The 13,363-nt window shown below is 33.8% G+C and carries 11 protein-coding genes; 2 read left to right on the forward strand and 9 right to left on the reverse strand.

Features of this window, described 5'->3' with window-relative positions; all coding sequences use genetic code 11:
- Positions 1-8: 8 nt before the first annotated feature.
- From B0X80_RS01500 to B0X80_RS01525, 6 genes are all read right to left on the reverse strand, one after another.
- Positions 9-1,442 (reverse strand): zinc-binding metallopeptidase family protein, encoded by a 1,434-nt coding sequence (locus B0X80_RS01500; protein WP_077338065.1) that lies wholly within the window; start codon positions 1,440-1,442, stop codon positions 9-11.
- Between the two features lie 244 nt (positions 1,443-1,686).
- The gene (gene kdsB / locus B0X80_RS01505) at positions 1,687-2,457 is read right to left on the reverse strand and encodes a 3-deoxy-manno-octulosonate cytidylyltransferase (protein ID WP_077338066.1); all 771 of its coding nucleotides are present in this window, start codon (positions 2,455-2,457) and stop codon (positions 1,687-1,689) included.
- A gap of 21 nt (positions 2,458-2,478) precedes the next feature.
- The gene (locus B0X80_RS01510) at positions 2,479-2,655 is read right to left on the reverse strand and encodes a Trm112 family protein (RefSeq protein WP_077338067.1); all 177 of its coding nucleotides are present in this window, start codon (positions 2,653-2,655) and stop codon (positions 2,479-2,481) included.
- A gap of 38 nt (positions 2,656-2,693) precedes the next feature.
- Positions 2,694-3,755, reverse strand: coding sequence for a tetraacyldisaccharide 4'-kinase (gene lpxK / locus B0X80_RS01515; protein WP_077338068.1), 1,062 nt, complete (start codon positions 3,753-3,755; stop codon positions 2,694-2,696).
- A gap of 11 nt (positions 3,756-3,766) precedes the next feature.
- Positions 3,767-5,524 carry a lipid A export permease/ATP-binding protein MsbA gene (gene msbA, locus B0X80_RS01520; protein WP_077338069.1) on the reverse strand — a complete coding sequence of 586 codons (1,758 nt, stop codon included), beginning with the start codon at positions 5,522-5,524 and terminating at the stop codon, positions 3,767-3,769.
- Between the two features lie 247 nt (positions 5,525-5,771).
- Positions 5,772-8,234 (reverse strand): DNA internalization-related competence protein ComEC/Rec2, encoded by a 2,463-nt coding sequence (locus B0X80_RS01525; protein WP_077338070.1) that lies wholly within the window; start codon positions 8,232-8,234, stop codon positions 5,772-5,774.
- Positions 8,235-8,275: 41 nt separating this feature from the next.
- Here B0X80_RS01525 and B0X80_RS01530 point away from each other — a divergent pair, with 41 nt between their 5' ends.
- Both B0X80_RS01530 and B0X80_RS01535 read left to right on the forward strand, forming a co-directional pair.
- Complete coding sequence (locus B0X80_RS01530) at positions 8,276-8,794, forward strand: DUF2062 domain-containing protein (protein WP_076418663.1); 519 nt, start codon at positions 8,276-8,278, stop codon at positions 8,792-8,794.
- A gap of 98 nt (positions 8,795-8,892) precedes the next feature.
- Positions 8,893-9,996, forward strand: coding sequence for a GGDEF domain-containing protein (locus tag B0X80_RS01535; RefSeq protein ID WP_245825357.1), 1,104 nt, complete (start codon positions 8,893-8,895; stop codon positions 9,994-9,996).
- Between the two features lie 17 nt (positions 9,997-10,013).
- Here B0X80_RS01535 and lolE read toward each other — a convergent pair whose 3' ends face one another.
- The 3 genes from lolE to B0X80_RS01550 are packed head-to-tail and all read right to left on the reverse strand — an operon-like array spanning position 10,014 to position 13,217.
- Positions 10,014-11,279, reverse strand: coding sequence for a lipoprotein-releasing ABC transporter permease subunit LolE (lolE, locus tag B0X80_RS01540; protein WP_077338071.1), 1,266 nt, complete (start codon positions 11,277-11,279; stop codon positions 10,014-10,016).
- Positions 11,279-11,968 (reverse strand): lipoprotein-releasing ABC transporter ATP-binding protein LolD, encoded by a 690-nt coding sequence (gene lolD / locus B0X80_RS01545; protein ID WP_077338072.1) that lies wholly within the window; start codon positions 11,966-11,968, stop codon positions 11,279-11,281. Before lolD ends, lolE begins: the two co-directional genes overlap by 1 nt.
- Positions 11,961-13,217, reverse strand: coding sequence for a lipoprotein-releasing ABC transporter permease subunit (locus tag B0X80_RS01550; RefSeq protein ID WP_077338073.1), 1,257 nt, complete (start codon positions 13,215-13,217; stop codon positions 11,961-11,963). Before B0X80_RS01550 ends, lolD begins: the two co-directional genes overlap by 8 nt.
- Positions 13,218-13,363 lie beyond the last annotated feature (146 nt).

Raw genomic sequence — 13,363 nt, forward strand, 5'->3', positions numbered from 1 at the left:
ACTTATTATTACTTTTCTTGATAAAAAGCTGACATAGCTTTATAAAGCGAATATAAATCGACTTTAGAACCAACCGCATAAGGGGAATGTATAGATAGAATAGGGATACCAAAGTCTATAACTTCCATATTGTCATTTGATAAATCACTCCCTATTGTTCCACCCGATGCTTTACCTTTATAGGTAGAGGTTTGCCATTTGATTTTATTGTTATCTAAATAGTTACGCGTCCATGCCATATACTCTGAGTTAGCATTAAAACCACCGCCATAAAGTTTTAAGTTAACACCATTACCTAAACGCGGAGCATTACCTAATTCCCATACGCCAGCCCAAGAAGGGTTAACACCAGGGTTTACATCGGCAGAAATAACTTTGGTTTCTCTTAATACTTTGCGTAGCTGGTAATCATTATAACTATCGCCTTTTTCTTTATATAAAAGCTGGCTGAGCAAATCAACCAAATAACTTGAACCTGCCCCAGTGTTGTTAATATTACCCACTTCTTCATTGTCAACTAAGTAAGCTATAGAAGTATATTCAGGTTTATTTTGTTCTATTAATGCATTAACGGCTGCAATAGCTGATGCTTTATCATCATGTCCGTATGCGGCGATCATACTACGATCAAAACCAACATCACGAGGCTTTAAAGCAGGTATTAAAGCTAATTCAGCAGACACTAAGTCTTCAAGGCTAATATCATACTCTGTAAGTAAAAAGTTGGTAACTACATCTTTAATAGGAGTATCAAGAGCAGGTTTAGCGGCAATAATAACATCTAGTTCTTCTTTTTTAATCACTTCTCGGCTGGTGCGACTTCTATTATCGTGATCAACGTGAGGCGCTAAATCTGGCACAAGTAAAATAGGATCGTTTTCATTAAAACCTACTGAAATATTAACAGTTTTTCCGTCTTTTTTATCGACACGCCCTACTAGCGCTAATGGTACATTGACCCATTGATAGGTTTTAATACCTCCGTGTACATAAGTTTGAAATAAGGCAAACTTTTCTTTTTCGTATAATGGGCGCCCTTTTAACTCTAAACGTGGTGAATCGATATGGGCACCTACTATACGTGTACCATTTTCTAATGATTTTTTACCTACAACTATTAGCGAGATGGTTCTATCTCTATTTACATCATAAAAACGAGATCCAGGTGTTAACTTACTTTTATCTGTAAGTTTTTTAAAACCTTTCTTTTCAACCCTTTTAACGGTTTCAGTAACAAAAGTAAGTTCTGTTGGTGATTTATAAATATAATCTTTATATTCGTTAGCATACGCTTCAACAGCCTTTAATTCTTTTTTAGAAAGGCTTAGCCAACTTGAGTGAACAGGTTCTTTTTCTTCTTTATTGTCTTTAGCAAAACTAACTGCAGGTATTGAAAGCCCTGTAATAACAGCAAGGCATGTGATTGTTTTTATTAAATTCATTTATTATTTTCTCCATTACACCAATTGAAATTATAAATCCGTCAGCTTAGAGCTACAGCAGTGAACTCCCAAAAAGGAATTTATAACTTAATTGGCATTTATCATATTTAACATAATAAAAGTGAATAATACTGAATTTCAAGTATTACACGTTGAGTGGTGCTTATACCAAGTTGATTAATTAAGAAAGGAAGAAGAGAACCTTTGTTTATTTATAAGTCAACAAAGGCTCAAATTAATAATATTAGTTGCTAAGGGTTTTCGCGTATTGAATCGCTCTTTCAAGATCTTCAGGTGTATCAACACCTTCTACAGGCACCGTTGATTCAGCAACAGCGACATGTATTTTTTCACCTTGCCATAGAACTCGTAGTTGCTCTAAAGATTCAATTTGTTCTAATTGGCTAGCTGGCCAAGTAACATAATCTTTAATAAAACCGGCTCTGTATGCATAAATACCAATATGCCTTAAATAGAAGTCACCTATTTCCGCAATGGCATCTTTATTTAAAAAACGGTTACGATCATATGGAATAGTTGCTCTGCTAAAATATAGTGCATGGCCATTTTTATCGCAAAGCACCTTTACGGCATTAGGATTAAACGCTTCTTCTACATCCGTTATTTTTATTGCTAATGTTGCCATTCTAGCACTATTTTGAATAGCTAAATTATCTGCCACTTGCGCGATATTTTCGGGTGGAATAAAGGGTTCATCACCTTGTACATTGACGATAACTTGATCATCGGTAAACTGATATGTGGTCATCACTTCAGCTAGTCGTTCAGTACCTGACTGGTGATCACTACGTGTTTTACACACCTCTCCGCCAAAGCTCTTAACAACACTTTCTACTTCATCGTTATCTGTTGCAACAATAACTTGGCTTGCGCCACTTAGCTTAGCTTTTTCAACAACCCATTGAATCATGGGTTTACCATTAATATCAGCTAACACTTTACCCGGTAAGCGCGTCGATTCATATCGAGCTGGTATAACTACAATAAATGACATTTAAAATACGCCTTAATTAAATTATTCTTCAGTGATTCTACGTGCTTCGTTTTCTAAAAGTACGGGTATATTTTTTTCTATGGGGTATGCTAAACGATCAAAGTTACAAATAAGCTCTTGATCATTTTTATTATAATCTAACTTTCCCTTGCAGACGGGACACGCTAATATTTCCATTAATTTTGTATCAAAAGCCATGAGATATTCTCTTTTTAATTTGTGTTAGTTTAGTTACGTTAGTTGTTAACATTATCTGTTTTGGAAGTGAGTACTCTTATTTTATCTAATAATGGTGTAATTTCTTGTTCTGAAAACTCAGCACCTACAGGTACATACCACCAATGCGCTTTTGCAAAGGCTTGACACTTTACCGCATCTTTTTCAGTCATTAATAAGGGAATTGATGAAGGAAAATGGTTTAAGTCATTTTCTGTAAAATGATGATGATCGACAAAGCCTAATGCGTTTTCAACCTCAAATTTCTGATTGCGTAACGTGGTAAAAAAACGTTCTGGATCACCTATTCCAGCCATTGCGTTAACTTTTTTATATTGCTTTATAAATAGTTGTAAAGATATTTTTTCTCTAGTTTTTACATTACAAACAAATTGAGGACACAACACCATATCTAAATAGTTTAACCTATTATCCATTGCTAACTGACCCTTTTGAAATTTTTCAGGTACAGAGGGCTGGTTAAAAATAACGTAGTCAACCGTATTTAAGCGCCATGCACCTTCTCGTAGAGGTCCTGCGGGTAGTAGTAAACCATTTCCAAATTTGCGTTTAGCATCAACAATAATAAGCTCTATATCTCTAGCCAATTTATAATGTTGTAGGCCATCGTCAGCAATAATAATATTACATCCTTGCTCAATTAATAATCTTGCTGCTGCTACGCGATTTGAGCCAACAACAACAGGGGTCTGACAGCGTTTATAAATTAATATAGGTTCATCCCCTGCTTCATCTGCAGTGCTATTTTTATCAAGTAAGTAAGGATAATGAGGAGCCTTACCACCATATCCTCTACTTACTACACCTACATTCAAACCAAGTTTTAAGCATTGTTCAATCAAAAAAATAACAACAGGAGTTTTTCCGTTACCGCCAATACCTATATTACCAACAATAATAACGGGTGCTGAAACTTTGCAGGCTTTTAAAAGACCTATTTGATAAAAGAAACGTCGCAAGCTCGTAAGAACAAAAAACAACAAAGAGATAGGTAATAACAAAGGTACAACAAGCCATTTAGCTTGGTGTTGTTTAAACCATACTTTTTCAATAAGTCTCATAAATATAATAATTAACTAAATTGAAAACGGTGTAACTGCGCGTATGCACCATCTTTTTCAAGTAACGTTTTATGATCACCTTGCTCTATAATTTCACCTTCTTCCATGACAACAATATTATCAGCACTTTCAATAGTTGAAAGCCTATGAGCAATAACAATACAAGTGCGATTTTGTTGTAAAACTTGTAAGGCATCTTGAATATGTCGTTCAGATTCAGTATCTAAAGCACTTGTCGCTTCATCTAAAATTAAAAAAGGTGCATCACATAATAATGCTCTAGCGATTGCAACCCGTTGCCTTTGACCACCTGAAAGCAATGCACCATTTTCTCCAACATTGGTATTTAAACCTTCGGGCATTTTTTCCGCAAATTCTAATACATGGGCATTTTTTGCCGCTGCAATAATCTCTTCTTCTGTAGCTTCTGGATTACCGTAAGCAATATTGTTCGCTAATGTGTCGTTGAACAAAACGACTTGCTGAGAAACATAAGCAAATTGCTTGCGAAGGTCTTTAAGCTTGTATTCAGTAATATTTACACCATCGATGAGTACTTCACCTGAGGTCGCGTTATAAAAGCGAAGTAATAACGAACTAGCCGTTGATTTACCGCTACCTGAACGACCAACAAAAGCAGTAGTTTCTCCGGGGTTAACTGAAAAATTTAATTTTTTTAATGCTAATTTTTTATCATTTTTATATGAAAAATCTACATTATTGAATGATAAGGATCCTTTTGCTTTAACTAAAGCAAGTTGACCCGTATCTTTTTCTTTTTCTTCGTCTAAAACTTTAAAAATACTAGCACAAGCCGCCATACCATTTTGAAACTCACTATTAACGGTTGTAAGCATTTTTAAAGGTCTTAGTAGCATAGTCATGCAGGTTATTACGGTAATAAAAATCCCCGGAGTTAAGGTTTCTTTCATCCCATCAAGATTAGCCACGTACAGTACAAAAGCTAAGGCAAAAGAGGCAATAATTTGAATAAGAGGAACGCTAGCTGACTGCGTAGCGACTAATTTCATACGTTGTTGACGATTATGTCTATTAATTTTGTCAAAACGATCATATTCTCGTTGTTGCCCATCAAACGTTAAAACCACTTTATGAGCATTGAACGTTTGTTCTGCTGCCGTAGTAACCTGCCCCATGGCACTTTGAATGCTTTTACTGACTTTTCTAAAACGCTTAGAAACAATAGTAACAATAACGGCAATAATAGGTGTAATGAGTAAGAATATGGCTGAAAGCTCCCAACTTTTATAAAACATAACAATCAGTAAACCAATAACAAAAGCACCTTGCTGAACTAAAGTCAGTAGTGCCTTACTGGTTGCCTGTAATACTTGTTCTGTATCGAATGTTAATTTAGATATTAACGACCCTGTCGATTCTTTATCATGAAAAGCAACGGGTAAAAACATAATGTGCTGAAACAACGCTTGTCTAATATCCGCAACTACATGATTACCTACCCAAGCTAAGCAATAGTTACCAATAAAGTGACAAATACCACGCACAACAAAACAAACAACAACAAATAAAGGTGCCCATTTCATAAAGTTAGGGTTTGTGCCTGAAAGACCTTCATCGATTAATGGCTGTAGCTGAGAAAAGAATAAAGTGTCAACGCCCGCATAACCTAACATACCTATTATTGCTGCCACAAACCCCATTTTATAAGGTTTAGTGTACGACATCAGTCGTTTAAAGTTTTGCCAAGTATCTTCTTCAGGTAAGTTTGCTGTTTCGTTTTTAGACATTAAGTCTCTCATTCATTTAAAATTAATTAACCTCATCTTGGGTTAATGATTATTTTAACGTTATTTTACTTGTACACCAACTAATTGGAGCTGAATTTATTCGCTAATCTGAATTATAAATCATGGCTATACAAAAAACGTTAAGCAATGTTTAAACACATTAATCTATTTTTATAAAAAAATTAGATACATCTTTTATTTCCGAACACCAAATACCTGCAAGGATCATAGGTACAAAACAAAGTATCTATTGTGCAAACCAAAAAGGGTAGATCCCTCGTTTATATGGTGTCACTGTGATTCTTTTGTTATTGCTGTTATGGGGCACTTCATTAAATTTATCAAGTTGTACTTTTATTTCGACCATGCCGTGCTCTGCAGTATTAAAAGCTAAGACACCTTTTTCATCATATCTTTTTTGAACTAAAGTAGAAGGCATATTCCATCGATTCATAAAGCCTGAGCTATACACTACATATCTAGGCGATACAGCTTCAATAAAAGCCTGACTTGATGAAGTATTTGAACCGTGATGAGGTGCAATAATAACATCTGAGTTTAATACTGGTAGAACTTCAAAGTTCGCAACAAGTAACTTTTCAACACGAGTAGAAATATCGCCTGTGAGTAATACACTTTTACTGCCATCACTAATTTTTATTACACAAGAATGGTCGTTTTCATCGCCCACATAATTCATTTCATTCGATGGCCAAAGTACGCTAAAACTTAAATCTTGCCAGATAAAACTTCCATCTTTAGTGCATTTTTCATCCCCTTTTAACACCGGATCGCTTGCTATCACTTTCTTAATATTAAGTAACTCTTTTAACTTATTTAATCCGCCAGCATGATCGTTATCACTATGACTAATAATCACTTTATCTAATGTGTGAATGCCTTGATATTTCAAGTAAGGTAATATTGCAGCTTCTACCATATTAAATCCGCTAGGGTAACTTGCTCCCGTATCATAAAGGATCGCTTTATTGTTTTTTTCCACAACAATACTTAATCCTTGCCCCACATCTAATACCGTCACTTTCCAGTCTCTATTCTGATTATTGAAAAAATGAATATAATAAAAAACAACCAAACAAAAAAATGATATTACACTGAGATATTTCCATTTAACTGATAAAAAACGACTTCCCCCTATTATTGAAATGATGATGCTACCTACCAGAATATGACTAAACGAAACGTTAACTAAAGCCCAAGGTTGTTCAGACAATATCACTAGCCAGTGCCATAAAATTTCTGTAGTAAAAGAAGCTAATTGATATAGAAATAAAGAAGAAAGATCACTAAATGGCATAACCAAAACAGCAAGTAAACACAAAGGGATACTTGTAAAACTCATTAATGGTACAGCGATTAAATTTGCGGCGATAGACACTAAAGACAGTTGATAGTTAAACAACATAGAAATAGGTAACATAAATATACTTAAACTAAGCTGAACCCAAAAAAGAGACTTAAGCCACGTTATTAACTTACTTTTACCTGTAAAAGACTGCTGAAAGCGCCACACGGTTAATAAAATCAAGCTCACGGCATAAAACGATAGCCAAAAACTACCGCTAATTAAGCTCATTGGTGTTAGTAGCAGAACAATAAAAACAGTAAGAAACAGCCATGTTAATAAACGAGGTTTAACCCCTATCATCCTAAAGCCCCAAAAAAATAAAAGCATGACTAATGCCCTTACTGTAGGTAAAGAAAAACCGGCAAGATAAGCATAGTAAAAAGCAATTAGGCAGCTAAAAAGCACAGCAATAAGTTTACTGTTTTTTGACAACAACAAATCAACATTAGGTGATTGCAGAGATGATTTAAAAAAATAACGTAGGGGAATATATTTAATTAAAAAACTGATAATTAAAAAGCTTCCTGTGGCGATCAAACCTAAGTGTAGCCCTGAAATCGCAATTAAATGCTGTGTATTAGTTTTATTGAGTACTAACCAAGTTGCTTGATCTATAGTACTTCTTTCTCCAAAACTTAATGCAGTTAATAAAGAAGATAATTGCCCTGGCGGCAATAAGGTTAGGGAATGTGAATATAATTGCTGACGATAACTGTTTTTGTTATTTACTCTTTCATTGTGTTTATGATTTATAACGTAACCAGTAGCTACAATATTGTTTTGCCTTAGCCACATTTGATAATTAAATCCTCCACGGTTAGCAAAACCATGAGGTGGTTTTAATTTTACTTTTAAAAACCATTCATTACCTTGCTGAATAAGCTTTGACGATTTATTCCAACTAAGACGAGTAATAAGAGGAGTAGGTAATACTTGATGATCAATATGCGTAATTTCAAAATTAAATTTATAATTACGTTTATATTTAATTTTATTTTTTACTTTATTTTTAAAAAGTTGTTCTTTATTTTTGTCCTCGATTGGTAAGTCTAACTCTATTGTGGCAGGTATAGTTTTAACCTTACCAGTTACAAAATGAGTCGAGTTAAATAAGGTATTAACATCAATATTATTTTTCTGCCAAACTTGTTGATACTGTACTCCAGAATATAAAATCCAAGCAATACCTAAAAACAGCCCACTAATCGTTCGTGTCTTTTGGTACAATAAACAAGCTAAACCTAAACCAGTAAAGAAAATGACATAAAAAAACTCTGGTACTATTGCCATAAATAATGACAATATAGCACCTATAAAGAACGTGATTAGCCACCCATCCATAGTGATTAATTCCTAAAAAAAGTTTTAAATTATTTTTATTTATGCCTAAAAAATTTATTAAGCGTTTAATGCCAGATGCTCACTCTATAAAAACCAACAAATATTTACAAATTTTTGGTGATTTATTACACAATGCTAATCTTTGGCATTTAAATAGACGCTCTATAGCTAAAGCTTTTGCTGTAGGGTTATTCTTTGCTTTTATCCCTGTACCATTTCAAATGGTATTAGCTGCGGGGATTGCTATTTTAGTTCACGCCAATTTACCCATCTCTATTGCTTTAGTTTGGATCACAAACCCTTTAACTATGCCTGCTATTTTTTATGTTTGCTATTTAGTAGGGACCTGGATAATAAATGCCCCTGCACAAGAATTTGAATTTCATGCAAGTTGGCAATGGATACTTGATAGTTTAACAACTATTGGGCCAGCATTTTTATTAGGTTGCTTAGTGTGTGCTGTTGTTTTTTCAATAATTGGCTATGTGGGAATTCATAGCGTATGGCGCTTTTCAGTCATTAAAGAATGGAATAAACGTAAAAGCTTAAGAATAAAATAACGCTTTAATAAAGATAAACAATATAAATCTTAGAATAAATACTATACTTTTTAATGAGGTGTCGTTATTGTAAATTGTCTATTCTAAAGAAAAAAATAATGAATGCATTAAAATCGTTACTACTAACATATCTACACTCTGGCGCTAAAGAGTCTAATACTGAAGAAGAAAACAGAAGAATATTGGTTATTTATCTATTTTCTTTAATCGGTACTGTCATTACCGGAATAACTGCTGTTTTAGCCCTAATTAATAGCAATACTCAACTCGCTTGTGTATTACTTATTGTGTCTACTATTTTCACTTTAGGTCCTGTCACTCAAAAAATAACCAGCAATTACCGACTATCTTCTGGACTTGTTTTATATCAACTTTATATTTTAATGTTTTATCTACTTTATTCTGGCGGAGCTAATAACACAGGTCCATTGTGGATATTTTTGACCGCACCTGTAACCTTTTTTATTTGTGGCTTAAGGCTTGGTGTATTTAATTTAATTATATTTACAGGTATATCATCTTTAATACTATTACTTCCTATAGACTCTTTATCAACCATTCAATACCCTCTAGATTTTAAACTTAGACTTATCTCTTCTTTTCTTACCGTTTCAGCATTAACAGCTTTATATGAGTATTCTCGAGAAACATCATATAAAGCAATGAGAGATGTAAGTGATCGATTCGAGCAACTATCTAAGATAGATCCTTTAACTCAGTTATCCAATCGCAGAGACGCCACCAACGTAATCGAATATGAACAGCGTCGCTTAGTTCGAAATAAAACAGAACTAAGCATTATTATTTGCGATGTTGATAACTTTAAAAAAATAAATGATGATTATGGACACAATGTGGGTGACGCAGTTTTAGTTGAGTTAGCTAAAATATTTAAAACCTGTGTACGCACACAAGATACAGTTGCTCGCTGGGGTGGAGAAGAGTTTTTATTTATATTACCTTATACAAACTCAATTCAAGCAGGACTTACTGCACAAAAAATTCATAAAACTATCAGAAATAATGTTCCTCTTTGTAAACAGCAAGCTTTTGATACCACTGTGAGCATGGGAATAAGCACCATAGTTGGTAATAGTAGTATTGAATCTGCGATTAGCGCAGCTGACAAAAACTTATATAAAGCAAAAAATTCAGGTAAAAACCGTACCTATAGCGATAACGAAGTGATTCTACCTGATTAATATATTCGCTATAAAAACTATATTTGCCCTAACACCTGAGCTGGTTCTATTTTTGTAGCTCTCCAGGCAGGATATATAGTAGCAATTAACGATAAAGACAAAGCGGTAAGCACCGTAATGTACACATCAGAATAGTGTAAATCAGACGGTAAAAAATCGATAAAATATATATCAGCTGAAAGAAACTTAGTTTTAAAAAGCACTTCTATTTCACGAATAATATGCGTTAAATTATTCGCCAAATATATTCCTGAGATAGCTCCCAAAGTAACCCCAACAATCCCATTAATGAAGCCTTGTATCACAAAGCTATACATAATAGTAAATGAGCTTGCTCCCATTGTTTTTAAAATAGCAATATCACTTTTTTTATCATTAACCGCCATAATAAGCGTAGAAACAATATTAAAACTAGCAACAGCAATAACAATAATTAACACAATATACATAACCAATCTAACAAGTTGTATATCATTAAATAAATGCCCTTGCTCATTTGTCCAATCAGAAACATATACATAATGGTCTAATTTATATGCAGCCTCTCTAATAATAAGAGGTGCTTTAAATACATTATCTACCTTAACACTGAGCCCTTGAGATTCATTTAAATTATACCCCATAAAGTCAGACACGCTTTGAAAGGACATATATACATTAATATCATCCACAATACCGCCAAATTTAAATATACCAACGACATTAACTTGCTTAGTCAAAGGAATAGGAAATCGTTGATGAACGCTGTTACTATTACTTAAATGAACACTTTGTGGCAGCAATAACTGCACAGAATCACCTAATGAAAGCTGAAGTTTTTTTGCTACCCCAGCACCGATAATAATACTATTTTTTAATGATAAATCGTCCCACTGCCCTTGCGTAATATAGTCTTTAATTGATGAAACTTGTGTTTCAAGCTTCAGATCAACACCTTTTAACTCGACCCCCTTAACCTCACCTTTGTATTGCATCATACCTGATTCATTAATAATCGGCGCTACAGCAACTATGTGTGGTGATTTTAGCACCTGTGATGCTTTTTTTTGCCATTGAGGAATAGGTGTATTGACTCCAATTAATTGTCCATGTGGAATAACTGAAAGTAATTTATCTGCTAATGCTTTTTCAAAACCATTCATTGCTGAGAGCACAACAATAAGTACCATAACGCCTAAAGCTATACCAATGGTTGATGAGGCTGAAATAAAAGAAGCAAAACCGTTACTTTGACGACTCCGAACATAACGTAATGCTATAAATAAACTTAATGGTTTGAACATTACTGTGCTATTTCCATCTCTTTGAGTTGTCCGTGCGCTAAAGTTAATTGACGATCCATCTTACTAGCTAGCACTAAATCATGTGTAACAATGACAAAACTTGTTTCTAATTTTTCGTTTAATTCCCTGATTAATTTATATATTTGTTCAGCAGTATCAAAATCTAAATTACCGGTAGGTTCATCAGCTAAAACAATCGAAGGATTAGTCACTAATGCCCTTGCAATAGCAACACGTTGTCTTTCTCCACCAGATAACTCTGAAGGCCTATGATGTAAACGATGAGACAAGTTAACTTGTGCTAAAATATCTTCTGCAGATTTTTTGGCTTGTTTAGCTGATATCCCTCTTATCAGTAATGGCATAGCTACATTTTCTACTGCTGAAAACTCCATCATTAAATGATGGAACTGATAAATAAAACCAATATGTTTGTTTCGAAAAGTCGCTCTTTCTTTATCAGTTAAGGTGTGCACATTAACACCATTAATAATAACCTCACCTGAAGAAGGTGAATCGAGTACGCCAGCTATATGCAAAAAAGTACTTTTACCACACCCAGAACTACCAACAATGGCTAACAACTCGCTAGAATCAACACTTAAATTTAAATTATTCAACACTTTAGTTTCATGTTTCCCATTAAAATAGGATTTTGATACTGCTTTACACAGTAAACGATTACTCATTTCGTAAAACCTCAGCTGGTAATGTTTTGGATGCTCTATAAGCAGGATATAATGTGGCTAAAAAACTAGTAAATAAAGCAGAGAATATAATCACAGCTACATTTGATATATTCAAATTTACAGGTAAATTTTGGCCGGAAAAAGCAGGCCCTAAAATACTAATCCCAACCGTTGATAAAATGGTATTTAAATTTAATGTGATTAATATACCTAATATCGTTCCGATCAATACTCCCCAAACACCATTAGATACCCCCTGCACAATAAAAATATTCAAAATATTTTTTCTGTTCATACCTAACGTTTGAAGAATACCAATTTCACCTTGTTTATCTATAACCACCATAACAAGGGCTGACACAATATTAAAAGCAGCAACAGCAATAATTAAACTCAGCATAAGCCACATCATATTTTTTTCCATTTTAACCGCTGAAAACAAAGCGCCCTGACTATTCTTCCATGTTATAAATTCTAATTCAGTAAATTCACTTTGTACTTGTTCCGTTAGTGTTTCAGCATTAAAAGCATCGTCTAAATACAAACGTAAATGACTAATGCCATCGCCTTTTTGTTTTAACAACTTTGCACCATATTTACTATGCATATAAACCACAGAACCATCTACTTCTGAGCCAACATTAAACACCCCTGTAATTGTAAAAGTACGCTGAACAGGAATTCGTCCCATAGGTGTAAAAACAGTTTTATTAGGTAAAACAATACGTATAGTGTCGCCTAGCGTAACATTTAACTTATAAGCTAAAGCTTTACCAATAACTACAGAATATGGTGTTTCGTTTAAACTGACTAAATCTCCCAACACCATATGCGTATTTATAATGTTGTGTTGCTCTAATTCAGGGAGTACACCAACAAGTAAGACGCCTTGTAATGCCTTATTAGATTGAATTAGTGCTTCCGATTGAAGAAAAGGAGTTATATAAGTTACATGGGGCAAGGAGAGTAGTTTTTCACTTGTTTCTTGCCAATTATTAAATACTTTAGAGCCAACAGTAATTGAGTCTGTTGATGGTTTTACATTAACGACCACATGAGGAACAATACCTAATATTCTTTTTTTAAGCTCTCCTTCAAAACCATTCATAACAGAAACAACAGTGATAAGTGATGCGACACCCAAGACTATACCTGCAATAGAAAAAAAGGTAATAAAAGAAACAAAACCAGAATGTCTCTGACTTTTGCTGTAACGTAGACCAATAAAAAAACTTGCTGGTAAAAACATGGATTAAAGAGTTCTTAAATAATTGATTTTATATTATAAAACTAAAAAACGTTCGGAAGCTAAGCATAACACAATGAATTGCGGCTATACGCAGAATAATTTCTCTATTTTGTAATCAAATATAATAAGTTTTGTCTAAAAATAAA

It is taken from the genome of Pseudocolwellia agarivorans (assembly GCF_002000085.1).
GTDB lineage: Bacteria > Pseudomonadota > Gammaproteobacteria > Enterobacterales > Alteromonadaceae > Pseudocolwellia > Pseudocolwellia agarivorans.

What these genes read in the sequence shown, in the direction of transcription:
- B0X80_RS01500 (WP_077338065.1), bottom strand. Translation starts at nt 1,442, where the DNA reads ATGAATTTAATAAAAACAATCACATGCCTTGCTGTTATTACAGGGCTT.
- kdsB (WP_077338066.1), bottom strand. Translation starts at nt 2,457, where the DNA reads ATGTCATTTATTGTAGTTATACCAGCTCGATATGAATCGACGCGCTTA.
- B0X80_RS01510 (WP_077338067.1), bottom strand. Translation starts at nt 2,655, where the DNA reads ATGGCTTTTGATACAAAATTAATGGAAATATTAGCGTGTCCCGTCTGC.
- lpxK (WP_077338068.1), bottom strand. Translation starts at nt 3,755, where the DNA reads ATGAGACTTATTGAAAAAGTATGGTTTAAACAACACCAAGCTAAATGG.
- msbA (WP_077338069.1), bottom strand. Translation starts at nt 5,524, where the DNA reads ATGTCTAAAAACGAAACAGCAAACTTACCTGAAGAAGATACTTGGCAA.
- B0X80_RS01525 (WP_077338070.1), bottom strand. Translation starts at nt 8,234, where the DNA reads ATGGATGGGTGGCTAATCACGTTCTTTATAGGTGCTATATTGTCATTA.
- B0X80_RS01530 (WP_076418663.1), top strand. Translation starts at nt 8,276, where the DNA reads ATGCCTAAAAAATTTATTAAGCGTTTAATGCCAGATGCTCACTCTATA.
- B0X80_RS01535 (WP_245825357.1), top strand. Translation starts at nt 8,893, where the DNA reads ATGAATGCATTAAAATCGTTACTACTAACATATCTACACTCTGGCGCT.
- lolE (WP_077338071.1), bottom strand. Translation starts at nt 11,279, where the DNA reads ATGTTCAAACCATTAAGTTTATTTATAGCATTACGTTATGTTCGGAGT.
- lolD (WP_077338072.1), bottom strand. Translation starts at nt 11,968, where the DNA reads ATGAGTAATCGTTTACTGTGTAAAGCAGTATCAAAATCCTATTTTAAT.
- B0X80_RS01550 (WP_077338073.1), bottom strand. Translation starts at nt 13,217, where the DNA reads ATGTTTTTACCAGCAAGTTTTTTTATTGGTCTACGTTACAGCAAAAGT.